This is a genomic window from Dorea sp. ICN-14282, from assembly GCF_037890115.1.
Classification (GTDB): Bacteria; Bacillota; Clostridia; order Lachnospirales; family Lachnospiraceae; genus Dorea_B; species Dorea_B phocaeensis.
The window spans coordinates 100,713-126,543 of record NZ_JBBKBH010000002.1; the positions used below are offsets into that span (position 1 = coordinate 100,713).

Consider the following 25,831-nt stretch of genomic DNA (forward strand, 5'->3'; position numbering starts at 1 on the left):
AAGATCTGACAAGGAGGATACAAATTATGTATGCAGAATTTAGTGACAACCTGGTTACCGGAAATGAGATGATTGATTCCCAGCACAAGGAGCTGATCGGAAGAATGAACAAGCTGCTGGAAAGCTGTGAGCTTGGCAACGAGAAGACAATTGCCGTAAACACACTGGATTATTTGTCCGAATACACAGACTTCCATTTTTCTGCTGAAGAAAAGTTACAGCAGGAAATTAACTATCCTGGATTTGAAAAGCACAAAGCTCAGCACGAGATCTTCAAACAGACCATCAAAGAGCTGGAAGAGATGCTGACCGAAGAAGAAGGCCCATCCAATGCATTCGTTCAGAAGGTACAGGAAAACATCGTAAAATGGTTCTACACTCACATCGAGACATTTGATCGTTCTGTTGCTGAATACAAATTCATGCGCGAAAACAACGAACGACTTTAATCACCAACGACGTTGGAAATTTTAAAACCCTGCACCAGAGATTCACTAGAATTCCTGGTACAGGGTTTTTCATTTTCTTGTATGCAATCCTTTTATACAATTCTTTTTACGCAATCACCAGCGGCACACTTTCCCGTTCCGCTCGAACAACATTCTCGCGTGATACTTTCTTATCCGTAATAATCTTATAGACAGACTTGATCGGGCAGATCACTGACAGATATCCGCCTCCGAACTTCGTACTGTCCGCCAATACGAATACTTTCTCTGTCGTCTTCATAATCGCCTGTTTCACCTGCATCTGCGGTGTCGCAATAGAGGTAAGCCCCACATCAAAGTTGATGCTGTGAACCCCGATAAACGCCTTATCTACATGGAACTTCTCCATACTCTCCTGCGCTGCCTCTCCCATGGTCGCAGCCAGATGGCCCCCCACATGACCGCCTACCATGAAAAGCTCCACATGGGAACATCCCGCAAGCTCATTCGCCGCCAACAGCGAATTGGTTACAATCGCCAGATGCTTTTCCGGATGCTGCCGAATATAAACAGCCAGATAAAAGCTGGTAGACGCATCATCAATAATGATGGTGTCCCGATCTTCGATAAACGCATAGGCACAGGCCGCAATCTGCTTTTTCAGTTCCGTATTCCGATAAAGGCTCTCTGCCCGGTAGTGATGCACTTCCTCGTCTGCAGTCTTGCCCACCGCTCCCCCGTGGGTGCGTGTCAGCTTTCCCTCCTGCTCCATCGCGCGGATATCTGCACGGATCGTCACTTCCGAGCATCCCAGTTCCCGGCTCAGATCGTTCACCTTCACACTTCCACATTCTTCTAATTTTCGTAAAATAGCCCGCCTGCGCTCCTGCATTTCTCCTCCTACCTTTGCTTACCGCATCCGGATTCTAGATGTCCCAAGATGCATTGCAATCATCTGAAAAATACTTACAAATTCTTCTCCAAAACCTTCTTTGGGAATAATCATCGCCTTCTCATCTTCGTAGTAGACACCGATGGTCTTAGGTGTCACGACTGCTTTCTTAATCTCTTCCCATGAATGAGATACACTTCTTTCTTCCTGAACCACCTTGATTCCATCCTCCGAAAACTCATAGTCTACCGGCTTTGCATACTCCGGATTTATTTTGATCTGCTTTGCAGCTCTTCGTTTCAACTGAATCGGCGTATAGCCAAGGAACAGAAATGCTGCCGCCAGATAAAAGACCAGATTCGCGGTTCCCGTCCGGTCTGTCACATATAGAATAATTCCCATAAATGCCACCGCAAGCCCCAGAATATTTACCAAAAATCCGGTAAATTTGGAATATGCGTGGAACAGTAAGAAATCAAACAATGCCTCTTTCGTCATATGTACTGTTATCTTTTTCATCGTACCGATCTACCCCTTTCCCCATATTGGGGTTATTTTTTAAAAAGTCCTTTTATATTTTAACATATAAAAGGACTTTATACCAACTAATTCATTATTTTTGCTGCCGCTTTATTTCTGTGCTGCAAGCGCTTTATCGTGAGCCCATCCTTCTGGACTGTAAATACCTTTCTGTTTCTTCTGCATATATTTATCAAATGCTGCTGTAATAAATGGGCAGAGGAACAGTGTAATAATGGATGCTGTTGCACATTGTGCAGTTGCCATACTTGTATACTGTGCCATGCTTGGGTCTGCTTCTGCAACTGCTGCCGGTGTCATAGCAGAGTTAAGAGCTGTTGTTCCGATTGCTGCTCCCATCGCATTTCTCTCTTTCTTCGGAAGAAGAAGATTAATTACGAAGAAGAAGATTACTGCTGTTGCTGCTGAAATCAGTCCAAGTACAATACCGGAAGCTCCTGCTGTCAGGATCGTCTTCACGTCTGTCTTTGCACCAATAGAAATCGTCATAAAGAAGGTTACGATTGGCTGTGCTGTCTTACATGCATCTCTGAATCCCTTGTCAAGATTTCCCCAGATGAAACCAATTAACAGAGGAACTAATACTGCGATCAGAGACTTAACTGGAATATTTGCAAGTCCTGTTGCTCCAAGTGCAATCAGTGTAAAGAATGGTCCATCGTTCAAAGACAGAATGGAGATCGCTCCTGTATCTGTCGCATTACCGAACTGAGAGGACAGGGAAATGTACAGGGATCCGTTGGAGTTCGTAATAGTTGCAATCAGTACAAATGGTGCGATTCCTAAGAATCCTTCCGGTCCACAAAGCTTTCCTACCAAAAGTCCTATCACAACTCCGAGGAGGAATTTGGTTCCTGTCATAATCACACCTTTGTAAAGAGGCATACCTACCTGCTTGATGTTGATCATAGATCCACATACAATCAGGAAAAATCCCATCATACATGCATTTCCTTCATAGAATAACGCCGTTACATAACCACCAATCTGGAATACCTGTGGTACAAATGTTGCTAAAACTACTGCAATAACCAGTGGGATAATAACCAATCCACCAGGCAGGTTCTTCATCTTATTCAGAATATCAAAATCTTTTTGTTCTTTCACTTTATTCTCTTCCATTTTCTCCGCTCCTTTTTACTTTCTTCCTGCTTCTTTAAACAGACGATCTACGATATCACAAGCAGTATGATCATTTCCTGTCAGTCCGCCTTTTCCTACAACCGGAAGCCCATCATAGCTTCCTACCAGACGTCCCACATCTGCCTGTGGAATCACGTAATCCATCACCTGGATACACTCCACGCCAAGCTGATAGCAGACATTTACCATGGTGTCTCCGCCTGTCGTGTACAATCCTGCAATTCTGTCTCGTCCAACTCTTTCCATCAGCTTTGTAATGATGGTTCCAAGTCCTGCATTGATCCGATTTGCACTCATTCCGGATGCATATCCACGCTTCTTATCTTCCTCATCCAGATTCAAAAGCTCTCCGTGCAGCGCCGTCTCAAACAGAATTGCCCTTGGCTGGGATCCCTCTTGGAACATCTCTTTTGCCAATTCTACTGCTCGTTCAGCCTCGGCTACGGCCTCATCTCCGCCGTTAATCAGCAGAATCGGCTCCACACTGATACGCACGTGCCGCTCATCCTCACAGAGCACTTCCATCTGCTTTTTGGTAACCGGAGTTGCGCTTCCTGCTGCAATCAGAACCGTTTTTTCTTCTTCATTCGCTGTTTCCGGAATATTCGGTTCTTCTACTCCAATCAACCCGCGCTCATAAGCAAGCTTCGCAGTAAACGGACCCGGATCCACTGCCACAACATTCCACTTCAAAGCAATACATGCCTTCGCAATGGTCTCTACATCTTCCAGTGTAATTCCGTCCACCACAATCACTTCACAGCCTTCGCCCCGCTTTTCCTCCAGCGCTTTTTCTACTGCCTCTTTGCCTGCCAGGACTTTGTCAAGTGTCACCAGTCCCACCTGGCGTCTGGTCTGTCCTGCCAGCAGTCGTGGAATATAATTTTCTTTTACGGGTGTGCGCACATCCTTTGCAACCGGCGTGTTAATTAGCGCCACACCGTCAATCACGGAATATCCGCCAACCAAAATTCTTCTGGACTGCGGCATTGCCGGAACAACAACCGCAACTGCATCTTCCCCGATCTGATCGAGCATTGCATCGATCTCCACGCCGACGCCACCTCGAAGTGTCGTATCAATCCGCTTGGAGAAATACTTTACTCCCATCCGCTTCAACGCAAGCGTAGCCGATTTTACTTTCTCGTACGCCTCGTCTGCCGGAAGCGGGCGTGAATTGCTGCTTACCAGAATTGCATCCAACTCATCTGCACCTTTGGCTTTTTCTGCCGCTTCTTCATTAAAAAATACTGCTGTCTGTGCCTTGGATCTGGCAAGGAGTACCCCTGTCGTTGTTGCTCCAGTCAGATCATCTGCAACTGCACCTATGATCGGCATAGTCCTCTTCCCTTCCTTTCTCTTTTGTATTCTTCTTATTTCATTGCATTTCCTTCGTGTTTACGAACGGCGTATTCTACGCACACTTTTGTGGATTCAATCAAACTTACGCAGTCTGCGATTCCCTTTCCTGCAATGTCAAATGCCGTTCCGTGATCAACAGAACCTCTGATAAACGGAAGTCCCCATGTAATCGTAACAGACTTCTGGAAATCAAGCGTCTTACATGCGATATGACCCTGATCATGGTACATAGAGAGGATCGCATCGAATTTTCCGCTCTTTCCGATATGGAATACGGAATCTGCCGGACATGGTCCCACTGCATTGATGCCCTTTTCCTGCGCCATCTTAACAGCCGGCTCTAACTCATCGATCTCTTCTCTTCCGAACAGCCCGTTATCGCCGTTGTGTGGATTAATACCTGCAACTGCGATGCAAGGATTCTCGATTCCGACGCCTCTTAATTCTTTGTCAATGTTCTCAATAAACTCCAGAACAACGTCCTTGGTTGCATAGTGTACTGCGTCTACCAGTGACATGTGACGGCTTACGAAGAAGACTCTCAGCTTATGGCAGGAGAACATGGTCAGTGCATATGGAGATCCTGTCTCATTCTGATAAATCTCGGTATGTCCTGGTTCCTTGACACCGATCAGCTTAATTGCCTGCTTGTGAATCGGAGCCGTGGATACTGCATCCACACGGCCTTCCATTCCAAATGCGATGGATTTCATAATCCAGTCAATTGCCATCTGGCCAGCCAGCGCCTGAACCTCCCCCCACTGAATAGAATCTGTATCATAGTCGCCCGTCTCCAGTACGTCCACAACACCAAATTCATATTTTGCTTCTTCTGGCTCGGAAATCTTATTGTATTTCAATTCCTTTCCAAGTACCTTTGCTGCTCTATCCAAAATCGCAATGCTTCCGATCACGAATGGCTTACAAGAATCATGAAGTTCCTTATCCAGCATAGTTCCTACTACAATCTCCGGTCCGATTCCTGCTGGATCTCCCATTGTAATTGCTGTTACAGGCTTGAATGTATTTTTCATTTACCTTCCCTTTCCTTTCGTTTTGTTTTCGTTTTGTATTTTTTTCTGTTTCGTTTGTGATTTCATTTTATATTCATTTCTTTTCAAAATCAATAGTTTTTTAGAATTTCAGCATATTATAAAGCTTGCTTTTTCTCTTTTTATGCAATATATACATATTTTTTATATTTTAACTTTCGTTTGCTTTCGTTTTTCGTTTGTCATTATTTTAACGTTTTAATTATCACTTTTTGCACGATTGATTTTCATTTTTACAAGGTATATAATAGGGACATCAAAGACTTATTTATTTCATTATACAGGAGGCAATACCATGAAAAAAAAGTTATATTTCGGCAGCAACTTAAAAATGTATAAAAATGTCCAGGACACCGTTGCTTATTTAAAAAAGCTGTCCGATAACACTGCTGATTTAAGCCGTGACGAGATCCAATTATTCATCATTCCATCTTTCACTTCACTGGATCGCGCGACCGCTTCTATCGATCAGAATTCTATTCTTCTGGGCGCACAAAACATGTGCTGGGAAGATCAGGGACAGTTTACCGGAGAAATCTCTCCACCGATGTTAAAAGAACTGGGAATTAAACTGGTAATGATCGGCCATTCTGAGAGAAGACACGTCTTTGGCGAGACGGACTACGAAGAAAACAAGAAAGTAAAAGCTTCTCTAAACCACGGATTCCAGACACTTCTTTGCATTGGCGAAACGGGAGAACAAAAAGAATACGGTGTCAGCGCCGAAATTCTGCGCACACAGCTAAAGATCGGATTCCACGGAGTATCCAAAGATCAGATCGGAAAGATCTGGGTAGCCTATGAACCAGTCTGGTCCATCGGTGTCAACGGAACCCCGGCTTCCCCGGACTATGCCGAAAAAATGCATAAGGTAATCAAAGAAACACTCCACGAATTGTTCGGCGACGCCAGCGAAGAGATTCCGGTTCTCTACGGCGGAAGCGTAAATCCTGACAATGCCTGCGACCTGATTGTGCAGCCTTCCATCGACGGGCTCTTCACCGGACGCTCCGCATGGGATGCCGATAAATTCAACGCGCTGATCCGTGATGCTATAAAAGCATACGAGGAAGCATAATATCCATACAAAAAACATCAACATCAAAAAATAATGGAAGGATACCATCTCTGATATCCTTCCATTATTTTATCTCTACAACATCTCAATAAATGCTGCAATTCTTGTTCCCAGCTGTCCAATATCAGCCTGAGAGTAATCTGTCTCTACATTAATGTATGGAATCTTCTTCTGCTCATTCACAAATTTGCGAATTCCAAATGCTTCCACATTATAAGTATGGCATGCCTGCAGCGTCATCTCAACCACGCCGTCTACCTTGTATTCATCAATCAGACGTCCCAAAAGTTCCAAACGATTCGGGTTTGGCGTCATAACGGAACAGCCAATATTCAGATACCGTCTTGCAAGCGCATCGTATACGTCCGGATTCGTCTCGTCTACTTCTTTGTCAATCGCCTTAGCGCCGCTGCAGTTTTCATAAGTAACAACGATTCCTCCGTTTTCCTCTACGGCCTTGATCACCTTCTCGGTCGCTCCTCCAAGGGGACATCCCGTAATCAGAATTCTAGGCTTCTTTGGCTGCATCTTTCCTTCTGCATATTCCTTTTCAATCTTATCAACCAACGCATTGACTTCCCCTGGAATCTGACTTCTGTCAAACTTGAACGTACTTCCGTACAATACCTTGAACAGATCATAACCGGTAATCGGTGTTGGCTCGTTCTTCATCACTTCGTAGAGTCTCTTCAGCGCGCGCCGTCCCTCATTATTAATCTTAATGGCTCTGCGGATATCATCCTCTGTGATCGTCACGTCAAACTTCTTCTCCAGATACTCTTTGAAACGAATGATCTCGTTTTTCCAAAGCGCTAACGCTTCTTCTCTCTGGGTATTTGGCAGTTCCATAATAAAAACGTCTTTAAATTCTGCCATATACTCGTACATCTTCTTCTTTCCATCGCAAGTCGTCTCTCCGACAACCACGTCAGAAAAATAGAAGAATGGACATTTATCCGTTTTGGCAAATCCATAGCTGGACTTGATCAACGGACATAAGTTCTTCGGAAGCTCTTTCTCCGCATCCGCAATGGTCTCATCCGATGTAGAACACAGGCTGACGCTTGCTGCTCCCATTGCCATTGCGATCTCCTGTGGAAAATAAGTACAATAGGATCCGATAACCGGAACCCCTTTATCTTTTAATTCTTTTACCGCCAAAAATGAATTTTTGCGCTGTTCCGCAAACTCTTCAAACACTTCCGGTAATTCTTTGATGACTTCCATGTAAATTCCTCCTTTGATTTCCCTGTATGTTATATCATAACACTCTCAAAGTATTTTATATAATCGAAAATGTTAATAATATTCTTCTTATATAGATTTTATCTATGTCTAAATATCCCTTTGAATTCCTGCATAGCGGATATATGTTTCAAAAGCCGACGGAAGAGGGTACTTCTGCCCGATCTCTTCCGGATGAATGAACAGAAACTCCTTTTTATTCGTCTTTTCCAGTTCATCCACGATCACCTCATACCCGGTCATATGCCATTCCACATGACTGAAAATATGCTTTGCACTCTCCAGCTTTTTGACACGAACCGGCATCAGACCAATCTCTTTGCTGTACGCTGTCACTTCTTTTTGCGTCAGTCTTCCCTCTTCATTTGGGAATTCATACAGTCCTGCCAGCAATCCTTTCCCAGGCCGCTTCCTAATGGCAAGTTTCTCGCCATCTTTGAAAATAAATACCGTTCGCTTCTCGATCCGTCTTGCCTTCGCTTTCTTTTTTACCGGGATCTCCGCCGTAAGTCCCTGCTTTCTCGCCACGCACGCGAACGCCGCCGGGCATTCTGCGCATTTGGGTTCTCCATTAGGGACACAGACGATAGCGCCAAGTTCAATCAATCCCTGACCGAAATCACTGGCTGCATCTTCTGGAATCACCTGCTCCAGTGCCCGCTCCATCGCTTTTCGCACACTCTGCTTCATAATGTCTTCCCGGCTTCCCGTAATCCTCGACACCACACGAAGCACATTGCCATCCACCGCCGGCTTCGGAAGCCCAAATGCAAATGCACTAATTGCTCCGGCCGTGTAGTTTCCAATGCCTTTCAAGGAGAGAATTCCCTCATAAGTATTTGGAAATTCCCCATAAAAATCTACCATAATCTGCTGTGCGGCCTTCTGCATATTCCTTACACGGTTATAATATCCAAGCCCTTCCCACAGCTTCAAAAGTGTATCCTCTTTCGCCTCCGCCAGATCTTTCACCCGCGGCAGTTCCTTCAAAAATCGCTCATAATAAGGCTTCACCGCCTCTACCCGCGTCTGCTGAAGCATAATCTCCGACACCCACACGTGATACGGATCTTGATCCTTCCGCCAAGGAAGATCCCGCTTGTTCTGACGAAACCATCCCACTACAGGTTCCGCAATCTCATAAAGTTCGGGCTCTTCCAACACCACTTTCACTTCATCCGCCAGTGTAATGTGATCACAGTCTACCCGGCAGTCATAGGCAATTACATGTACTCCAGCCAAAGCCGCCTCACGAAGCGCCTCTCCAAATGCCGGGTGGGTGTCCATGTTCGGCGTAAAATAACGTACATCTTTCATCTGAATCACAAAAAAGATATACGCCTCATATCCTTCTCCTACTGCACGCTTCAACTCTTCTACGTGTTTCACTGCCCTTTCACTTGGCGCATCCGGGAATCGTACCCGGCCTTCCTCTTCCAGCGTAACGCCCTTGACTTCGATCAGAACCTTCTTCCCATCCGCCTCTACATAGAGATCCACTCTGGAGTCTCCATACGTATATTCCGGCTGAATCTTCGTCACCTTCCGGAAAAGCCCTCCAGATTCCAGCCATTCCTTTACTACCTTGTTGGGAATCTGAGAATCCATGTTAATGATGCGGCCCTTCTTTTCCACCGCAATCAAATCCCACTTCGTTTTCCGAGCTGAAGGATCGAATTCCTGCAAGTATACAACAGCACCCGGGCGCAGTAACTCTTTACAGCGCCCGGTATTTTTCACATGAACGGTCTCTTTTTGACCGTTGATATCCACATATGCAATGAAACGGTTTGGCCGTTCCAGAAATTTTCCTTTGACAATCCTCTCGTATTTCATCTATTTCCCCGCGTCTTCTTAAATTTGCTTTCTGATATTTATCGCATGTTACTCTTTCTCATCCGACTTCTATTCTAGCATTTTTCTTTCCAATGCGCGAGTGAAACCTTTTATTTCCATCTAGCCTTCCGTGATTCCTCTGGGCATTCTTCCAAGTCTTGCACCTCTTCCATATTTTCTCACCGCATAGATAAACGCTTCCACATTCGCCTTCGGTGTTCCAATCGGAAGCTGACACCCAGTATTTAAAATAAAACCGGCCGGATTATCCGCACATTTTTCTAGACACTCTTTGCAAGATGCAATAACTTCATCAATGGTTCCGTTTTTCATCACATCAACCGGAGGGACGTTTCCTGCAATCCGCATCCGGTCTCCCACTGCCGCTTTTGCAACTGCAAGATCTTCGCAGTTGTCGATACTGAAAGAAAACAGTCCTGCGTCCGCAAGGTCGTTCCAGATTGGACTTGTCTTTCCACAGATATGCGCTCCCGGCGCAGTTCCCATAATCTTCTTCGTGCCATCAATCAGCTTTTTCAAATAAGGCAGAGAATATTCATCAAACTGCTTCTTACTGATAACATCCATACAGGTTACGGGATCTGAAAAGTTCGTTCCAACCGGACCAAATTCCTTTTCAAATGCCTCAAACCATTTCAGAGAGCACTCTACAGTAAGATCGAGAAGTTTATGTAACATTTCCGGATTCTTTCTTGTATCCTTAAGCACCTTCTCCACCGGACGCACCGCAATGGCCGTTGACAAAGGTCCCGCCACGCTGGTTGTCATACTGACATCCGGAAAACGATCTTTCAGCTTTTTGGCACTTTCTAAAATCGGGGCAAGCTTTGGATTTTTGTAGGGATCCGTTACTTCCAGCTGATCAAAATCAGCATAATCCTGAAGGATATGTCTCTCTACATAATCAATCCCGTGCTCCGGCGCATTTAACACAGAGCCAAGCGCCCCGCCAATCGTCTTAAGCCCCAGTCCCACATTGAAGCTGTCAAGCCCAAACTCATCTCTTCGCCTTCGGATCACTTCACTTTTCACTTCAAAATCCTTCGCAAACTGTGTCGTCGTAAATCCAAAAATATCCGCCATAGCCGGATCCGGCGCCTGCAGCGTATAGGGATTATAATCCACCTCTTCTCCTGCATTATAAGCTTTCAAACGTTCTGCTGCCGTCATCTCATCTTTCTGCTCACTCATCAACTTCTTCAACTGTTCATAATCCATAATCCTTACCCCCTCTTGCTTAAAATGCAGGGAAAATCATACTTTCCGTAAAAACCCGCTCATAATTGTCTGTTTCCGCCAGTTCCATGTAATCCATCTTCGCAGCCAACTCTTCCACTTCACGTTTCACCTTTTTCGACATCAGTGTCATATAAGCTCCTGTTTTAGAAGAATTTCCTACATAAACAAGCTTATCCTTTACCGCCTCCGGTAAAATCCCGGTTCCCACCAAGGAATCCGCCGGAAGATGAGCGCCGAACTGCCCTGCGATCATTACCTTATCCAGATCATCCATCGAAATTCCCGCCTTATTTAAAAGCGCCACAAATCCAGAAAGGATCGCACCTTTGGCAAGCTGTACCTGACGAACATCGCCTTGCGTCACGAAAAGATTCGCCTCTTTATGCAGGATAAACTCACGTTTCGTTCCATTTAACTGAATCATCGGATAACGGTAATCCTCTTCCTTTAGCTTTTCTTTCTTAATAAATGCTCCGTTCTTTTTCACAAGACCTGTGCGGAGAAGTTCTTTCACCACTGCCAGAATACCGCTTCCGCAGATTCCCACCGGATTTTGATCTCCAATTGTCACAACCTCCACACCATGTTCTGTAATTTTTACATCTTCAATGGCGCCTTCTGCCGCACGCATCCCCGCGCTGATATTCATCCCCTCAAGCGCTGGTCCTGCTGCGCACGAGCAGCACATAAGTCTGCCGTCGCTTGCCAATACGATCTCTCCATTGGTTCCAATGTCGATGAAGAGAACATTTCCCTTCTCTTTTTGCATTTCACAGACATATGCTCCCGCTACAATATCCGCTCCTATATAGGCCGATACTTGCGGAAGACAATACAACACCGTATCATCGCCTGCCTCAATACCAATTTCCTTTGCCTTAAGCGTCTTTGCTTCCAAGAATTCAGGCTTGTACGGAGATCGTCCAATGGACCTTGCGTCCACTCCCAGCAGCATATGCATCATCGTACAGTTTGCCGCCACATCAATCTCACAGATCTCTTCTTTGGCAACTCCCGCTTCATCACACACTTCCCGCAGCATTCCATTAATGGAATTTACGATTGCTTCCCGAAGTTCCTGGATGCCGGTCTCCGGATGCTCATACTCATAAGTAATTCTGGTAAGTACATCTAAGCCAAAATGCTTCTGCGCATTTATCATAGACGCATTGGCAAGCTCTTTTCCGGTCTGAAGATCAATCAAGCCTGTCACTACAGTGGTAGTCCCGATATCAATTACAATCCCGTAACCGCCATCATATGCATCTTTTTCAAACTCCGGCAAATACCCCTTCGTCAGCACTTTGTGTTTTCGTTCTTTATGAAGGGTTTCTACTTCCATCCGTCCATGCACTTCCGTGAGACAGGAAAGAAGTGTTTCCCCCTCCACTTTTACTTTACATTTTCCACATTTCCCCTTGCCATTACACGGATTATCTACAAATATACCAGCGCCAAGAAGTGTCTCCAGTAAATTTGCTCCGTCTTCACAGACAATCCTTTGTCCTGTCTGGTGAATGATCACTTCTGCCATCTTCTATACTCCTTCCGTCAGACATTCAAGAATCGCCTGCACATTGGTAAGCGGCGACTTCATTCCCAGTCCGCATGCCGGGGAAATAATATCAGAACCGCCTCTTCTACAGCTTGTCGTCAGCATTTTCACACGATCCGGATCCCCAAATTCGATAGCATAGGTACTTACATTTCCCATAAGTACACGGTCTTTCAAATTCGCTCTGGCTTCTTTCATAGGCACAACAGAATCAAAACTTAACACATCACTGTGAACCTCATTGATTTCTTTATATACAGAATGCATCTGACCACAGATGTGTACAATCGTTCCTACATTCTCCCTCTTAAGTCCATCTAATAATTTATTAAGATAAGTCACTGCAAATTCTTTAAAGAATTTTGGTCCTAAAATTTCTCCCGTCCCACTTGGGTCTGAGATCGCAATGATATCTGCCCCTGCTTCAATCTGTGCTCTTCCGAATGCAATCAACTGATCTGTGATGAAGTCCATATAATCATGGGCCTGCTTATTTTTCTTTCTGAGCTCTTTGTAGAAATTAACCGGCTCCATCACAGAACTGGCTGTACTCATAGGGCCCGTTAAGTTTCCCACAATCGGCACACCGCTTGTCTCTTCTTTCAGGATACGAATGGCATCCGTCACTACCCTGGCTCTTCCCTTGGTTACATCTACCGGAGTCAGTTTCTCATAATCACTGACAGAATCCATCACGTATTCTACGACATGAGGTTCATAAACCTTTGTCCCCATATCCACTTTCGCGCCCATTTCCTCCGCTTCCACAGTCATACAAAATGGAACGCCATAGTTTTCAAAGCATCTCTGTTCATACACCGCCTTGGCAAGCTCGGCCATCTGTCTCGCATCATGATGCGCTTCCGGCAGAAACACCTGAATCTGATCCATCAGATCTGTGGTAATCATATTCATCATACCACCGGGGCAAATGCATACGGGACGGTCTACTTCCTGTCCCTCAAATATCGCTTTTAATCTTTCTTTTGGTGTCAGCATGTTTCTCTCCTATGCAATATTTAACATTTTCTTTGCACATTTCACAGCTTCTACTGCATTGGTTGTATAAGCATCTGCTCCAATTTTATCTGCAAATTTCTGAGAAATCGGGCCTCCGCCAATCATAACCTTCACTTGATCGCGGATGCCTGCTTCTTCCAGAAGATGAATCACCGTCTCCATACCGCCCATGGTTGTAGTCATCAATGTAGACATGCATACAAGGTCAACCTTTTCTTCCTTTGCCACATCTACGAATTTCTGAAGTTCTACATCTCTTCCAAGATCTATCATCTCAAATCCGGCAGTTTCCATCATAATCTTTACCAGATTCTTTCCGATGTCGTGTGTATCTCCTTCCACAACACCAATCACACCTTTCACTTTTGCATCACTTGATACTTCCGGAAGATGTGGACGTAAAACATCAAGTCCCACATACATTGCATCAGAGCAAAGAAGCACATCTGTCACAAAATATTCTTCCGCCTCATACAGTTCACTGGCACGGTTCATTCCGTCTACCAGACCTTCCATGATGCCATCAAACGCCGGATAGCCTGCTTCCAAATATTCCTTCGCAGCTTCTACTACATCGTCTTCCTCCATTTCTAATACTCCATCAGATAACCGTTTTAACAATTCCTCTTTTGATACTGCCATTTTTAAATTCCTCCTAATATTTTTCTATTCTAGTTTTGTGTTCTCTATCTGAAATTTTCAGGATTCAATGGGTATTTCCCATATTTCCTTCCCGCTTCCATAATCATATCAATATTTTCAAGCGGTGTGCTAATTGGTATGTCACAACTTACACTGATAATAAAGCCTTTTTCAGAATCATATCCTTTTCTTAATTGATTTTTCACTTCCGCCTCTACCTGCGCTACCGTTCCATGTAGTAAAGTATCTATAACATCTATATTTCCAAGAATCGGGACTCTGCTTCCAACTAATTTTTTAGCTGTTTCCACATCTACCTGTGTATCAAAACTAATTGTTCCACAGCCTGTATCTACCATATCACACAAAATTCTATTTGCCTCTCCACATACATGGTAACCCATTCCAAGCCCAATACTTTTCGCATAATCCATAAGCTCTTTTGTGTATGGTGCAACAAATTTCCGATAGGTATCTGCACTGATTAAAGTCTCAGATGCAATAGGGTCTGACAAGAACGGACCACATCCAGATGCAGTAATCTCTTTGATTACAATTTTCGCAGCGTCAGTACAAAATCTCAATAACCGATGTGCTTCTTCTGGTTGTTTTCTCATTGCACGTAAAAGCTTTTCTACCGGAATCAATGACCCTGCTGCCGTCATAGGACCTGGAATAGTAGCAAAAACCCCTACTTCTTTCCCTACTTTTTCCACGCATATGGATGCAGCTTCATAATTCAATTGACTCCACGCATCATTCTTTCTTTCAACCATCGACAAATCCAGTTCGGAAACCTGACTGATATCGTCTAGCCTATGTTTTATAATTGCCGGAGCACTATCTTCCGGATCATTAGTAATGCTTCCACAAGCTTTTCCAATTCCCAAGAGACCATATTCTACTACCAATCCATCTTGTCCCAATCTTTCATATGCTTTCAACTGTGCTTCCGCCTGATTTTTCGCACAACTTCTCTTTTCCCGATGTGTCATTCCCGCATATCTTCCTGCATTTGACACAATAAACAGCATAATAGGAGAATGATCATAAGGTTTTCCTGAATAGAACGCATCCATACGTTCATTTGATGTCATCTCATCTCCTCTAAACATTTTACTTTCTCCTTTTCTCTTAATGTTTATTATATAGAACCACCTTTACCGGAGGACTACTTCTTTGAATTTTCCATTTTCAATATGGTAATCTATATTCTTAATACACATCTGTCCTGCAAACTTCACTTTCCCAAGCAATGAAATACAAGCTTCTCCATATCTCATAGATTCCCCAATCTCTACATTTTCGAATTTCGCTTTCTCAGTTCCCAAAAGAGAAAACGTTGTCTTTGGGCAAAGAAGAATCATCGTCTTGTCGTCTGCAATCCCCTCTACTTTCTTCATAAACTCATAAGTAAAAGCTTCCACAACCTGCTCTGCCATCTTAGGCCCTAGGATATTCACCCCACCAGAAGAATCCGCATAACTGATCAACTCCACACCATACTTTTTCGCTTCTTCCATGAATTTTAAAACTTCATTTCCAAGCTTCCAAAACACCTGCTTCATTACTTCTGGTTTCTTTCTCATTCCTTTGAATACATATCTTGCATCAATCAATACATTTAAAATTGTAAATGGACCAGACACTTCCAAAACCACATGCTCCCCCATCTCCCGAAGTTCTTTACACGCCAGCAACACCTCATGGATTCTGCCTGTAGAAAAATCAATCTCCGGCAAATTCAGAAGTTCTTCTACATCTGTATAGATATATTCTTTTGCTCTTGGTCCCGTCTTATCATTTCCATAATTAATAATGCCGCCCAAAGCCTCAGCCTCTACCGTATGACAAAATGGTAATTCACAAAACCCCGCGCCGTCATACTCCTTTAATGCTTTGGACAATTTTGCCATCGTATCCGCATGAAGATACGCATCTGGAAATGTAAGTCCCAGTCCTTCTGTCACCGCACCACTAATCCCCGCAGAATTATCATAGGTACAATTAAAATCTTTGATCTCTCTCATAGATTTCTCCCTCCTTCATTTACATGGATTTATTCTACCCCAAACAACTGTCTGACTTTCTCCTCATCCAAATCACAGCCAATCACAACTGCTTTTTCACTCAAATGCTTCCTTTCATCTGCCGGACATTCTTCATAAGAGAACGGCGTATATTCAAAATGAATTCTTTGTCCCGCCACACTTAAAATTCCCTTTGCCCGCAGAACCTGTCCTGCATCCTGGCACTTAAACGCATTCAATACCGCATCAAACTGCTCTCTTGAAAATTCCGACACTTCTTCTACCGCAACACTGGAAAAGACTCGCTCTGCCGGAAGCGCTGGTTTTGGATGACCGCCCGACATTTCTTCATAATCCTCCGCCGCGTCTACCAGTGTTTTTAATTCTTTTCTTCCAAATGTCCGATAGTCCTCACGACAGATCACCGCTTTCGGATTCTCCCCACAAATTTCATCAAGAAGACGATTCCATTCTTTTTCCTCCACTCCTTCCATATTCGTCGGCAGAATCAATCCCGCATGCTGAATCTGATCCAGGTAAAAATCTCCAAAATCTTCTCTGTACTCTTCAAAACTTTTCACATCTACCATGGCAATCAGCTTCGTAATCGTCAGATCAATACCTTCCTTTTCTCTTGCCTTCTGGCATGCTTTCACGATATCCGAAAGCCGTCCCACGCCGGAAGGCTCAATCACGATCTGATCTGGAGAAAACTTCTCTGCAATCTCTTTGATCCCCTGTCTAAAATCAATTGCTAAACTGCAGCAGATACATCCCGCATAAATTTCTCGCACTGGAATATCTTCCTGAATCAGTTCGCCGTCCAGTCCCACTTCACCGAATTCATTTTCAATTAACACCGTCTTCCCGGCAAGCGCTGGAAGATAGTGATTCAAAAATGTTGTCTTCCCAGCTCCTAAAAAACCCGATACCACCTGTACTTCCATTTCCTATTCTCCTTTATATTATATTCAATAAAAAAGGTGCAAAAAAAGACAGTGTATACACTGTCTTTTTCCCACCAAAAAAAAATCCATTTCATATACAGCAGGTTTCCTGACTTGATCTCTTCCTTAGATTCCGCCTTCCCTTTTCACAAAGTGGCTATCTGAAATCCTCGTCCTTCTTACAGTAGAGTGGGCTGTTTCGGATTTTCACCGAATTCCCTTTTAAACGCCTTCGCGTCACTATATATGATACACAAGTATCATATCATATATATTCCCGATGTATCCAATCGATAATTTCCATATAAAAAGTTTTTCTATTGTTATTTTCTATAAGCAAAAAGATAAGGAGCAAATCTTTCTGATCTGCTCCTAACTCTATTGATACTTTCTGTAACTTTTTCTTCAATTCTAATTATAGAATGGACTCAGATCAATGGAATACAACTTCCATCCATCCCCATCCTTAATATATCTTAACTTGCTGGACGCCTGACCTTCATCATTCTCAACTTCACCACTGTCCTCCCAGTAATAGTTGGTATAACAGTAGTAATAGTCTCCTTTTATCTCGACTTCAATCACGGACTGCTCTTCACCTTCTACTACTTTAGAGCTTGTCTCCCCATTGGATAAGGTATACTCATTCGGTACAATATCGGTATCGTCTCCATCAAAATTATAATCTCTGGCATGTTCAAACTCCTCAAGAGCATCTTCCTTGCCCTCATCAGCCATGTCTTCAAACACCTTCACATCGCTGAATCGCTGATTGGTAACAGCCCCCTTCATAATTTCCTGCCAGTCTTCCAGCGCCTGCTCCGTCACTTTTTCCAAGACCTTTTCATTGTAGCCGCTTTCCACCGGAACCGGCTCACCCTCAGTCGATGTAACCAGCATCTTGACCGGATCAATCTCTTTTCCTGTGACTTCCACATAGTGCGTTGGTCCAAAAACCGGCGAAATCGTATAGACATCCATACCTTCCATCTCATGTGACGGCTTTTCTGTGTCAGATACGTTGATCTTATCAACCAGAACTTTCGCCCCCTTCGGAACAGCAATGGAATACTTCTTGGTTACAAAGCCTTCCGCCTTTACCTTCCAGTTCAACCCTTTTCTCTTCAACTTCAAATCCATCTTTTCTTTGGATTTTCCAACATTATAACGCACGCTGATTTTCTGGCTGGAAAATCCTCCGGAACGCTTTGAAATATTCGTAATTTCAAAATCTTCCGCTTTCTCTCTTTCCTCTAGAGACTGCGCTGTTACAAACGCTTCCTTTGTCATAAAATCTCCGGACTCCTCTACCAGTATCGTGTCATAGAATCCGCCCCAGTTCTGTTCCAGCAACGTTTCCACGTAACGCTCTGCCACATGTTTTGCACTGTACTGCACATTGTAAACCACAAAAAAGATTACAATCGACACCAAAAGTACCGCCAGCTCTACTAACAGAATCTTATCTTTCTTTTCCCATGCCTTTTTTTCTTTTTTCTGAGGTCTGGAAAGAGGCGCCTCTTCGTGCTGGTTCAATCTCGCACCACACTTTTCACAGAATCCTGCTCCATCTGCATTTCTTGTTCCACATTCAGGACAAAACATCCTCTTTCACCCCCTACTCGTATTTTTTAATCATTTCGATATTAGCCTGCTCCACATCACTGAGTCTGGATGTAATATCTGCATCAAACTCCTGCGGTGATATGGTTCCATTATACCAGTCTTTGCTTTCAAAATACGCTTTTAAATCTTCATTTTCAAACATACGTCCATGTCTAGCAAAGATCTCATTTCTGGCCAAATACAAATCATAAGCAGACAATCCTGATACATCCGCATCCGTCAGTAGCTTTGTATCGCTGTCTGGCAAAACATAATCTCCAGATTCTGCTCCGGCGTTCTCCTTTTTTAACTCATTTTTCGCCGAAGATGCTCCGTCCTGTGTAAACTGATATTTTTCATCCAGTCCCTTTACCAACACTTTTTCTTCTTTTTGTTCCTGCGTCATCACCGCCCGCGCCTTACTGATTTCATTCTTGGAGACTTTTGACTTTGCTTTTCCTGCTATGCCGGAACCCGTAACCCCCAGAAAAATGCTTCCTCCCAGAAATACTGCAATCAGAATTCCTGTTATCAGAATCGGAACTGACACGGTATGGTGCTGTTTCTGCCTCTTTGCCGTTTCCCTTTTTTCACTCATTCCATTCGCCTCTTTCGCTCTTTACATGAAACTAATCGGAATCACCCAGTCTCCATCCAGCTTCACTACCGGAATTTCCTCCACGACTGGTTCTCCAAAATCCTCATCCTCAGACGACATCTCTACTTCCAGAATATAAGCTTTTTTTACCCGTCTTGCCACTGAGGAAGACACATCATATTCTTCAGTCAGGATGTCCTGCATCTCGCCTTTTGCCAGTTTCTCTTTTCCGATGATTTCCAGATCAATCTCTACGTCCGGAAACATATCGCTTATATCATCTGAAAAGTACGCAGATACGCTGGATGCAATACTTGGCGAAAATGCCTCCAGTACCAGCTCTACATTTCCTTCATTCATACCCTTTTCCAGCTTTTCAATCGGCTTTTCATACCCTTTTCCTCCAAAGATTAACACTAAAATCAGTATAATCAGCACAACCGGAACTGCAATCAGCGCAAGTAATTTCCACGGAAATGCATTCTTTGCAGCAGTCATTCCGCTTCCGGCTCCCGGCTGATATCCGCCAGGCATTCCTCCCGGCTGAGCGTTCTGTCCTGGCATTCCCTGCATTGGTACTCCCTGACCAGGCATTCCCTGCACAGGAGCTCCTTGTACCGGCGCTCCACATTTCACGCAGAACTTGCTTCCTTCTTTTAATTCACTTCCACACTTTGCACAAAACTTTGCCATTCCCATCCTCTCCTCTCTTGTTCCTCTGCTCGATTATCCCAAACGCGTTCCACACTCTGTACAGAACAAAGAATCTTCTTCCACAACAGCTCCGCAGCTCGGGCAGCGTTTTCCTGCTGCGAGAGTTTGTGCGCCATCATTAACCGGCATCTCTTCCTGTTTTTCTTCTGCCACATTTACTGTCGCTTCTTCCTGCGCTGCCGCCGGTGTATTTGCCGGTGCTTCTACCTGCACTGATTCATATGACACGGCTTCTTCCACCGGTGCTTTCATCTCTTCTACAGGCGGAGTCCACACTGGCTGTGTCGGCGCTTCCGGCTCAGTCTGAGCTGCCCGGACAACCGGCGCTTCCGGCTCCGCCACTCCAAAGCGTTGTCCACATTCCGTACAGAACATCGCATCGTCTGTACACCATGCACCGCAGGCTGCACATTTCTTTCCAGCAGGCGCTGCCTGCCGCACCGCATTCAGAGGATTTCCGCAGCTGATACAGAATTTCGCATTCTGATTATTACTGAATCCGCATTGCGGACATACATTTCCAACCGCAAGCGTCTGCAGTGTCATCTGAATACTTGCATTTTCTTCCCGAAGTCTGAGAATCTCAGAAAACAGCTCTGCATACTCCGTATTCGTCTCATTCACATGGTTCTTCACGCACTGTACGCCCACCTGATGGGTCAACTTCTCAATCATTCGCTCATTCGCCTTAATTTGATTGCTAAGTTTCATACTCTCTGTTGCAGTTTTCGCTTTCTGGGATACCCCCTGACTCGCAACCGAGATAGAATCTTTCATTTTATCAAATAATGCCATCTTTTCTTTCCTCCTGTTACTGTAGCATTTTTGTTACTGCACTACTTCTTTTTCCATTACAAATCCTACAATATTAGAACTGTAATACTGACTTACATCATCCGGCATATCATAGAGATTCCAGCTGCCATTCACATACATCATTCCCATTCTTGGTTCATTACCCTGATCATTGTTAGGCTCTCCCACTCCCCACTGGGCATAAGAAAATTCATCTCCTGAAATCCACATAAATCCAGATCCGTCTGGTGTTCGCTGTGCCCCCAGCCAAAGCACCTTCAGTCCAGACTCATTTGCTTTCTGAACGATCTGATTATACTCTTCCTGTGTTGACGGCGTCGCAAGCTGTCCGCCCTGAGACTGACAATATGTATACGCCTCCGACCACGTCATTCGCTGCGCAATCACCTGATATTCATAGACAGGAGCTGCCGGCGCTTCCTTCTCTTTTTTTACGTCACTTTCTTCCTTCTTCGGCGGAGTCCCTTCTACGGAATCTTTCAAGCCATCCTGCTTATCAGCATCTTTTTCATCCTTTGCGTCAGCCTTTTTTTGTTCCTCTTTCTTTTTGTCGGACTTTTTCTTCTCGTTCTCCTTATCTTTCTCCTTTGATGCCGTAGTATTGCTTTTCGACGATGAAATATTTTTATAAAGAAAATATCCGCCGACTCCAACCCCAACTCCAACGATCACGACAGCCAGAATTCCAATAATCAGCCCTTTCTTTCCCTTTCCTGACGAACCATTTCCATCGTCCCAATCAAAATCATTCGGAGCAAAATCGTCAGGATCTTCTGCATTCGGAGCAACATAATTTGATGCAAAATTGTCTGAAGCGAAATTATCTGAAGTAAAACTGTCTGAAGTAAAACCGTCTGAAGCGGCCGTGTTTGACGCGAAATTTCCCGGACCATCTTCTGTCTGCTTCGCGCCACAAGACGGGCAAAACAGGCTTCCATCTTCCAGTTCTGTACCACAATTATAACAATACATGCTTTTCCTCCTTTCAAAGTACGACACACTTTGCTCTCATTCGTCTAATATAGACATTTTATCAAACAATTCTTCCTTTTTCAACTATGCATATACTACATATTGTGCTAAACTAAGTGTATGTGAGGGGACCAAAGACAAGATATACTAAAGGTAAAGGAGAGATGTTTATGTTTTGTAAGTATTGTGGCGCCCAGCTAAAAGATAACTCAAAATTCTGTGCATCCTGTGGTGCAAAATTAGAATCCGATTCTTCGTCAGCAAGGACGGTTAGGCCAAATACAACCTATGCGAATGCAGCCCCTTCGAATCCCAACCATTCGAATACAGCCATTCCTAATTCGGCTATTCCAAACGCTGCCGTTCCAAATGCTGCCGTTCCACTGGGCAAAAAGAAACGTACATTTAATATCGGAAATTTTGTCATTTGGGCTGGATGTGTTATTGCATTTATATCCCTTTTCCTTCCGTTCGCTTCCGCTTCTTTCCTGGGATTCAGCCAAAGCGTCTCCCTTTTTGATACAGAAGACGGTATTTTCTTCATCGTGACGATTGTCGCGACGGCACTTCTTAATTTTACAAGATTGAACCTATTACCAACCATTGGTTCCGCAGTTATGGTATTCTTTCTCTGCCTCGAGGTAAACAGCTTGAACGATGCCGGCTCTCTTGTAAATTACGGACCAGGCCGCGTATTCCTGATTATCGGAACAATTTTGATGATTGGCGGATCTATCGGAGCTATCGTATTAAATATTCTCCGAAAAAAATCACTTTAAAAGAACGAATCAAAAAGCTGCTGCAAGCGACTGAATATCAGCCTCTTGCAGCAGTTTTTATTTGTATCATAATTTTTTGTTTTTAATATAAGAAGCTTTATAAAATCTTGGACAAAAATTCCTGAAGTCTTGGATCCTTCGGATGTTCAAAGAACTCTTCCGGAGTTCCCTCTTCCTTAATCTGTCCTTCATCTACAAAAATTACTCTGGACGCCACTTCTTTTGCAAATCCCATCTCATGTGTCACAACCACCATGGTCATTCCTTCTTTTGCAAGCTGTTTCATCAGCTCCAAAACCTCTCCAACCATCTCCGGATCCAACGCAGATGTCGGCTCATCAAAGAGCATCACATCCGGTTCCATTGCCAGTGCACGGACGATTGCAATTCTCTGCTTCTGACCACCGGACAGCTGAGAAGGATACGCATTTGCCTTTGCTTCCAGACCTACGCGCTCCAAGAGCTTCATTCCACAAGCTTCCGCTTCTTCTTTACTCTTTCCAAGAAGCTTTATCGGTGCAAGCGTAATATTCTGAAGAATGGTTTTATGTGGGAACAAATTAAAATGCTGGAATACCATTCCCATCTTCTGTCTGTGTTTATTAATGTCTACATTCTTGTCGGTAATATCTACACCTTCAAAATAAATATGTCCTCTGGATGGAACCTCCAGCAGATTTAAAGAACGAAGGAAAGTAGATTTCCCCGAACCAGACGGGCCTACCACCACAACAACCTCGCCCTTTTTAATTTCGTTAGAAACTCCGTTAAGTGCATGCAGTTCCCCGAAAATCTTATGTACGTCTTCTACTTTAATTAATGTTTCTCCACGATTAATGGTCACTGCTCCTTAACCTCCTCTCCAGCATATTTACCAGCTTGGTAAATATCAGTACCATTGCAAGATAGATAAGCGCAACGGCAATCAACGGCATAAATGCATCATAAGTACGGCTTCGGATAATATCTCCTGCCTTTGTCAGATCCTGAAGCGCAATATAGCCAGATACTGACGTCTCTTTCAACAATACGATAAACTCATTTCCAAGTGCCGGAAGCACATTCTTAAAGGCCTGAGGCATAATGATATGAATCATCGTCTGCACATAATTAAATCCAAGGCTTCGTCCCGCCTCAAACTGTCCATTGTCAATGGACATGATTCCGGATCGGAAGATCTCGGCTACGTACGCGCCGGAGTTCAAACCGAATGCCATCACTGCCACAAGTGTTTTGCTTATATCAGAACTTCCGAAAATTACAAAGTAAATAATTAACAGCTGTACAACCACTGGTGTACCGCGGATCACGGTCAAATATAATTTGCAAAAAAGATTTAAGATTTTCAGCTTTCCTGTTCTGTCATAAGTGGAGCGTACAACCGCAACCATAAATCCAATCACAATACCGATCAATACCGCAAAGAAGGTGACTCTAAGTGTAACTCCAAGTCCTTCCAAGATATATTTCCAGCGATCATCTGCAATAAAATTCGTAACGAACCTATCCTGTAATGTCTGCAACATACCTATTTCCCCATTCACTCTCCGGCTTACTCTGCGTCAGCCTTGATGTATTCTGCTACAATCTCATCCAATTTTCCGGATTCTTTTAAAGTTTTTAATGCCTTATTTACTTTCTCAAGCAGTTCGTCATTATCTTTTGCAATACCGATTGCATATTCTTCTTCTGTAAAGGCTTCATCCAGAATCTTAAGTCCTTCTGCTTCTTCAACAAATTCTTTTGCCGGCTCACTATCAATAATAACTGCGTCAATCTTACCCTGCATAGTTGCCTGAACTGCTTCAAATCCCTTGTTGTACTGCTCAACCTCTGCATCTTTAATATCACTTGCGTACAGGTCTCCTGTCGTACCGAGCTGAACGCCGATCTTCTTACCTTCCAGATCGTCTGGTCCTGCAATCGCACTGTCCTCTTTTACGATGATTACCTGTGTTGCCTTTGCATAAGTATCTGTAAAGTTTAAGTTCGCTTTTCGCTCGTCAGTCACGGTCAATCCTGCCAACGCAATGTCAGCTTTTCCACTTGATACTGCTGGGATAACGGAATCGAATGCCATATCCTCAATCTTCAATTCCATTCCTAACTCTTCAGCAACTGCCTTTGCAATATCTACATCAATACCGACAACTTCTTCTCCTTCATAATACTCATATGGAGGGAACTCCGCATTCGTTGCCATTACAAGTGCCTTATCTTCCTCTGCCTTTTTCTCTTCTTTCTTTCCTCCACATGCGACCAAAGATACGCTGCATGCTGCTACTAATAATACACTGACTAATTTTTTCATTTTCATAACTTTATTCCTCCATTTTTCATTTTCATTGCATAAAAATACAAAAGCTATTACATATACTACCACGTATTTCAAAAAAATCAAGTGGGTTTTTACATATTTTTGCAAAAACCCACGTTTTAAACAGTATTTTTATGCATCGAACATCTTTTTATGCATAAATCATCTATTTTATGCAATCACTTTCGTAATCAGAGATGTCACTAAAATCAATCCCCCCAGCACAATTCGGTAATAACCAAAGACTTTGAAATCGTGCTTTTTAATATATCCCATCAGGAACTTGATTGCTATCACGGACAAGCTAAAGGATACCACGCATCCCAGTATCAGAAGTCCGAATTCAGCACCGGTAAAATGGAATCCAAATTTGATTAATTTTAAAAAGCTTGCCCCAAACATCGCCGGAATAGCAAGGAAAAATGTAAACTCTGCCGCCACTTCTCTGGAAACTCCTATCAAAAGAGCTCCAACAATCGTCGCACCGGATCTGGAAGTTCCCGGAATCAGAGCCAGCATCTGGAACACGCCGATAATCAACAGCATCTGAATCGATAATTCTGAAATCTTTGTAACAGATGGTCTCGTATGTTTGTTTCTGTTTTCCACTACAATAAACAACACGCCATAAACGATCAGCATCACCGCAATCGGAACGGACTTGTAAAACAATTTATCCAAAATATCATCAAACAAGACTCCAACAATTCCTGCCGGTACCGATGCAATTAACACTTTAATCCACATCTGCCAGGTAAGAAGCTTTTGCTTTTCTGTCTTTTTTGGCGAAAATGGATTCAGCTTATGGAAATAGATCACCACAACCGCCATAATCGCACCCAGCTGAATCACCACATTGAACATCTCCATAAAAGCATCGCTCATACTCGGTTTTAACAAGTCTCCTACCAAAATCAGATGACCGGTACTGCTGACTGGAAGCCATTCGGTAATTCCTTCCACAATTCCAAGAATAATTACTTTTAAAATATCTAACATC

26 protein-coding genes and 1 riboswitch are annotated in these 25,831 nt (G+C 43.7%); of the genes, 3 read left to right on the top strand and 23 right to left on the bottom strand.

Annotation, left to right across the window (positions count from 1 at the left end; translation table 11 throughout):
• Nucleotides 1-26 precede the first annotated feature (26 nt).
• Nucleotides 27-449 carry a bacteriohemerythrin gene (locus WKT00_RS05740; RefSeq protein ID WP_101694865.1) on the top strand — a complete coding sequence of 141 codons (423 nt, stop codon included), beginning with the start codon at nucleotides 27-29 and terminating at the stop codon, nucleotides 447-449.
• Nucleotides 450-555: 106 nt separating this feature from the next.
• Here the strand turns inward: WKT00_RS05740 and WKT00_RS05745 are convergent, their stop codons facing one another.
• The 5 genes from WKT00_RS05745 to pdxA all read right to left on the bottom strand — a co-directional run bounded on the left by WKT00_RS05745 (nucleotide 556) and on the right by pdxA (nucleotide 5,399).
• Entirely contained in the window at nucleotides 556-1,320 is a 765-nt protein-coding gene (locus WKT00_RS05745; protein ID WP_101694866.1) for a DeoR/GlpR family DNA-binding transcription regulator, read from the bottom strand.
• An 18-nt stretch (nucleotides 1,321-1,338) separates the two neighbouring features.
• On the bottom strand, nucleotides 1,339-1,839 hold the full coding sequence (locus WKT00_RS05750) for a YcxB family protein (RefSeq protein WP_340261758.1): 501 nt from the start codon (nucleotides 1,837-1,839) through the stop codon (nucleotides 1,339-1,341).
• 111 nt (nucleotides 1,840-1,950) lie between these two features.
• Nucleotides 1,951-2,982, bottom strand: coding sequence for a 2-keto-3-deoxygluconate permease (locus WKT00_RS05755; protein ID WP_101694868.1), 1,032 nt, complete (start codon nucleotides 2,980-2,982; stop codon nucleotides 1,951-1,953).
• A 15-nt stretch (nucleotides 2,983-2,997) separates the two neighbouring features.
• Entirely contained in the window at nucleotides 2,998-4,341 is a 1,344-nt protein-coding gene (locus WKT00_RS05760; protein WP_101694869.1) for a four-carbon acid sugar kinase family protein, read from the bottom strand.
• A gap of 35 nt (nucleotides 4,342-4,376) precedes the next feature.
• Nucleotides 4,377-5,399 (bottom strand): 4-hydroxythreonine-4-phosphate dehydrogenase PdxA, encoded by a 1,023-nt coding sequence (gene pdxA, locus WKT00_RS05765; RefSeq protein ID WP_340261764.1) that lies wholly within the window; start codon nucleotides 5,397-5,399, stop codon nucleotides 4,377-4,379.
• Nucleotides 5,400-5,712: 313 nt separating this feature from the next.
• Here pdxA and WKT00_RS05770 point away from each other — a divergent pair, with 313 nt between their 5' ends.
• Nucleotides 5,713-6,495: a triose-phosphate isomerase gene (locus WKT00_RS05770; protein ID WP_340261767.1), complete on the top strand. Its 783-nt coding sequence runs from the start codon at nucleotides 5,713-5,715 to the stop codon at nucleotides 6,493-6,495.
• 75 nt (nucleotides 6,496-6,570) lie between these two features.
• Here the strand turns inward: WKT00_RS05770 and WKT00_RS05775 are convergent, their stop codons facing one another.
• The 14 genes from WKT00_RS05775 to WKT00_RS05840 all read right to left on the bottom strand — a co-directional run bounded on the left by WKT00_RS05775 (nucleotide 6,571) and on the right by WKT00_RS05840 (nucleotide 21,735).
• Nucleotides 6,571-7,722 (bottom strand): double-cubane-cluster-containing anaerobic reductase, encoded by a 1,152-nt coding sequence (locus WKT00_RS05775; protein ID WP_101694872.1) that lies wholly within the window; start codon nucleotides 7,720-7,722, stop codon nucleotides 6,571-6,573.
• Nucleotides 7,723-7,830: 108 nt separating this feature from the next.
• Nucleotides 7,831-9,576: an A/G-specific adenine glycosylase gene (gene mutY, locus WKT00_RS05780; protein ID WP_340261773.1), complete on the bottom strand. Its 1,746-nt coding sequence runs from the start codon at nucleotides 9,574-9,576 to the stop codon at nucleotides 7,831-7,833.
• 120 nt (nucleotides 9,577-9,696) lie between these two features.
• A complete protein-coding gene (locus tag WKT00_RS05785) occupies nucleotides 9,697-10,815 on the bottom strand; it encodes a uroporphyrinogen decarboxylase family protein (protein WP_173814561.1) in 1,119 nt (372 codons plus the stop codon).
• Between the two features lie 19 nt (nucleotides 10,816-10,834).
• Nucleotides 10,835-12,370, bottom strand: a complete 1,536-nt coding sequence (locus WKT00_RS05790) for an ASKHA domain-containing protein (protein WP_340261779.1) — start codon at nucleotides 12,368-12,370, stop codon at nucleotides 10,835-10,837.
• A 3-nt stretch (nucleotides 12,371-12,373) separates the two neighbouring features.
• The gene (locus WKT00_RS05795) at nucleotides 12,374-13,390 is read right to left on the bottom strand and encodes a methylcobamide:CoM methyltransferase MtbA (RefSeq protein ID WP_340261782.1); all 1,017 of its coding nucleotides are present in this window, start codon (nucleotides 13,388-13,390) and stop codon (nucleotides 12,374-12,376) included.
• A gap of 9 nt (nucleotides 13,391-13,399) precedes the next feature.
• On the bottom strand, nucleotides 13,400-14,053 hold the full coding sequence (locus WKT00_RS05800) for a corrinoid protein (RefSeq protein ID WP_101694876.1): 654 nt from the start codon (nucleotides 14,051-14,053) through the stop codon (nucleotides 13,400-13,402).
• Between the two features lie 44 nt (nucleotides 14,054-14,097).
• The gene (locus WKT00_RS05805; RefSeq protein ID WP_101694877.1) at nucleotides 14,098-15,168 is read right to left on the bottom strand and encodes a uroporphyrinogen decarboxylase family protein; all 1,071 of its coding nucleotides are present in this window, start codon (nucleotides 15,166-15,168) and stop codon (nucleotides 14,098-14,100) included.
• 45 nt (nucleotides 15,169-15,213) lie between these two features.
• A complete protein-coding gene (locus WKT00_RS05810) occupies nucleotides 15,214-16,083 on the bottom strand; it encodes a uroporphyrinogen decarboxylase family protein (RefSeq protein WP_340261787.1) in 870 nt (289 codons plus the stop codon).
• 29 nt (nucleotides 16,084-16,112) lie between these two features.
• Nucleotides 16,113-17,030 (bottom strand): CobW family GTP-binding protein, encoded by a 918-nt coding sequence (locus WKT00_RS05815; RefSeq protein WP_340261791.1) that lies wholly within the window; start codon nucleotides 17,028-17,030, stop codon nucleotides 16,113-16,115.
• Between the two features lie 82 nt (nucleotides 17,031-17,112).
• Nucleotides 17,113-17,290: riboswitch (cobalamin riboswitch) on the bottom strand.
• A gap of 151 nt (nucleotides 17,291-17,441) precedes the next feature.
• Entirely contained in the window at nucleotides 17,442-18,635 is a 1,194-nt protein-coding gene (locus WKT00_RS05820) for a zinc ribbon domain-containing protein (RefSeq protein WP_101694880.1), read from the bottom strand.
• A 13-nt stretch (nucleotides 18,636-18,648) separates the two neighbouring features.
• Nucleotides 18,649-19,233, bottom strand: coding sequence for a YARHG domain-containing protein (locus tag WKT00_RS05825; RefSeq protein WP_340261802.1), 585 nt, complete (start codon nucleotides 19,231-19,233; stop codon nucleotides 18,649-18,651).
• Nucleotides 19,234-19,254: 21 nt separating this feature from the next.
• The gene (locus tag WKT00_RS05830; protein ID WP_340261805.1) at nucleotides 19,255-19,926 is read right to left on the bottom strand and encodes a zinc ribbon domain-containing protein; all 672 of its coding nucleotides are present in this window, start codon (nucleotides 19,924-19,926) and stop codon (nucleotides 19,255-19,257) included.
• A 33-nt stretch (nucleotides 19,927-19,959) separates the two neighbouring features.
• A complete protein-coding gene (locus WKT00_RS05835) occupies nucleotides 19,960-20,742 on the bottom strand; it encodes a zinc-ribbon domain-containing protein (protein ID WP_340261809.1) in 783 nt (260 codons plus the stop codon).
• A 33-nt stretch (nucleotides 20,743-20,775) separates the two neighbouring features.
• Nucleotides 20,776-21,735: a lectin-like protein gene (locus WKT00_RS05840; RefSeq protein WP_340261813.1), complete on the bottom strand. Its 960-nt coding sequence runs from the start codon at nucleotides 21,733-21,735 to the stop codon at nucleotides 20,776-20,778.
• 170 nt (nucleotides 21,736-21,905) lie between these two features.
• Between WKT00_RS05840 and WKT00_RS05845 the strand changes: the two genes are divergently transcribed.
• Nucleotides 21,906-22,514, top strand: a complete 609-nt coding sequence (locus WKT00_RS05845; protein WP_159459851.1) for a zinc ribbon domain-containing protein — start codon at nucleotides 21,906-21,908, stop codon at nucleotides 22,512-22,514.
• Between the two features lie 97 nt (nucleotides 22,515-22,611).
• Here WKT00_RS05845 and WKT00_RS05850 read toward each other — a convergent pair whose 3' ends face one another.
• From WKT00_RS05850 to WKT00_RS05865, 4 genes are all read right to left on the bottom strand, one after another.
• Entirely contained in the window at nucleotides 22,612-23,358 is a 747-nt protein-coding gene (locus WKT00_RS05850) for an amino acid ABC transporter ATP-binding protein (RefSeq protein ID WP_101694885.1), read from the bottom strand.
• Complete coding sequence (locus tag WKT00_RS05855; protein ID WP_340261823.1) at nucleotides 23,348-24,040, bottom strand: amino acid ABC transporter permease; 693 nt, start codon at nucleotides 24,038-24,040, stop codon at nucleotides 23,348-23,350. Before WKT00_RS05855 ends, WKT00_RS05850 begins: the two co-directional genes overlap by 11 nt.
• Nucleotides 24,041-24,066: 26 nt before the next feature.
• Nucleotides 24,067-24,831 (bottom strand): basic amino acid ABC transporter substrate-binding protein, encoded by a 765-nt coding sequence (locus WKT00_RS05860; protein WP_340261826.1) that lies wholly within the window; start codon nucleotides 24,829-24,831, stop codon nucleotides 24,067-24,069.
• Between the two features lie 171 nt (nucleotides 24,832-25,002).
• Nucleotides 25,003-25,830 (bottom strand): undecaprenyl-diphosphate phosphatase, encoded by an 828-nt coding sequence (locus WKT00_RS05865; protein ID WP_340261829.1) that lies wholly within the window; start codon nucleotides 25,828-25,830, stop codon nucleotides 25,003-25,005.
• Nucleotide 25,831: the final 1 nt, after the last annotated feature.

Bases quoted from the DNA above. Each gene is read 5' to 3' on its own strand.
- WKT00_RS05740 (WP_101694865.1), top strand. From the start codon at position 27: ATGTATGCAGAATTTAGTGACAACCTGGTTACCGGAAATGAGATGATT.
- WKT00_RS05745 (WP_101694866.1), bottom strand. From the start codon at position 1,320: ATGCAGGAGCGCAGGCGGGCTATTTTACGAAAATTAGAAGAATGTGGA.
- WKT00_RS05750 (WP_340261758.1), bottom strand. From the start codon at position 1,839: ATGAAAAAGATAACAGTACATATGACGAAAGAGGCATTGTTTGATTTC.
- WKT00_RS05755 (WP_101694868.1), bottom strand. From the start codon at position 2,982: ATGGAAGAGAATAAAGTGAAAGAACAAAAAGATTTTGATATTCTGAAT.
- WKT00_RS05760 (WP_101694869.1), bottom strand. From the start codon at position 4,341: ATGCCGATCATAGGTGCAGTTGCAGATGATCTGACTGGAGCAACAACG.
- pdxA (WP_340261764.1), bottom strand. From the start codon at position 5,399: ATGAAAAATACATTCAAGCCTGTAACAGCAATTACAATGGGAGATCCA.
- WKT00_RS05770 (WP_340261767.1), top strand. From the start codon at position 5,713: ATGAAAAAAAAGTTATATTTCGGCAGCAACTTAAAAATGTATAAAAAT.
- WKT00_RS05775 (WP_101694872.1), bottom strand. From the start codon at position 7,722: ATGGAAGTCATCAAAGAATTACCGGAAGTGTTTGAAGAGTTTGCGGAA.
- mutY (WP_340261773.1), bottom strand. From the start codon at position 9,576: ATGAAATACGAGAGGATTGTCAAAGGAAAATTTCTGGAACGGCCAAAC.
- WKT00_RS05785 (WP_173814561.1), bottom strand. From the start codon at position 10,815: ATGGATTATGAACAGTTGAAGAAGTTGATGAGTGAGCAGAAAGATGAG.
- WKT00_RS05790 (WP_340261779.1), bottom strand. From the start codon at position 12,370: ATGGCAGAAGTGATCATTCACCAGACAGGACAAAGGATTGTCTGTGAA.
- WKT00_RS05795 (WP_340261782.1), bottom strand. From the start codon at position 13,390: ATGCTGACACCAAAAGAAAGATTAAAAGCGATATTTGAGGGACAGGAA.
- WKT00_RS05800 (WP_101694876.1), bottom strand. From the start codon at position 14,053: ATGGCAGTATCAAAAGAGGAATTGTTAAAACGGTTATCTGATGGAGTA.
- WKT00_RS05805 (WP_101694877.1), bottom strand. From the start codon at position 15,168: ATGTTTAGAGGAGATGAGATGACATCAAATGAACGTATGGATGCGTTC.
- WKT00_RS05810 (WP_340261787.1), bottom strand. From the start codon at position 16,083: ATGAGAGAGATCAAAGATTTTAATTGTACCTATGATAATTCTGCGGGG.
- WKT00_RS05815 (WP_340261791.1), bottom strand. From the start codon at position 17,030: ATGGAAGTACAGGTGGTATCGGGTTTTTTAGGAGCTGGGAAGACAACA.
- WKT00_RS05820 (WP_101694880.1), bottom strand. From the start codon at position 18,635: ATGTTTTGTCCTGAATGTGGAACAAGAAATGCAGATGGAGCAGGATTC.
- WKT00_RS05825 (WP_340261802.1), bottom strand. From the start codon at position 19,233: ATGAGTGAAAAAAGGGAAACGGCAAAGAGGCAGAAACAGCACCATACC.
- WKT00_RS05830 (WP_340261805.1), bottom strand. From the start codon at position 19,926: ATGGCAAAGTTTTGTGCAAAGTGTGGAAGTGAATTAAAAGAAGGAAGC.
- WKT00_RS05835 (WP_340261809.1), bottom strand. From the start codon at position 20,742: ATGGCATTATTTGATAAAATGAAAGATTCTATCTCGGTTGCGAGTCAG.
- WKT00_RS05840 (WP_340261813.1), bottom strand. From the start codon at position 21,735: ATGTATTGTTATAATTGTGGTACAGAACTGGAAGATGGAAGCCTGTTT.
- WKT00_RS05845 (WP_159459851.1), top strand. From the start codon at position 21,906: ATGTTTTGTAAGTATTGTGGCGCCCAGCTAAAAGATAACTCAAAATTC.
- WKT00_RS05855 (WP_340261823.1), bottom strand. From the start codon at position 24,040: ATGTTGCAGACATTACAGGATAGGTTCGTTACGAATTTTATTGCAGAT.
- WKT00_RS05860 (WP_340261826.1), bottom strand. From the start codon at position 24,831: ATGAAAATGAAAAAATTAGTCAGTGTATTATTAGTAGCAGCATGCAGC.
- WKT00_RS05865 (WP_340261829.1), bottom strand. From the start codon at position 25,830: ATGTTAGATATTTTAAAAGTAATTATTCTTGGAATTGTGGAAGGAATT.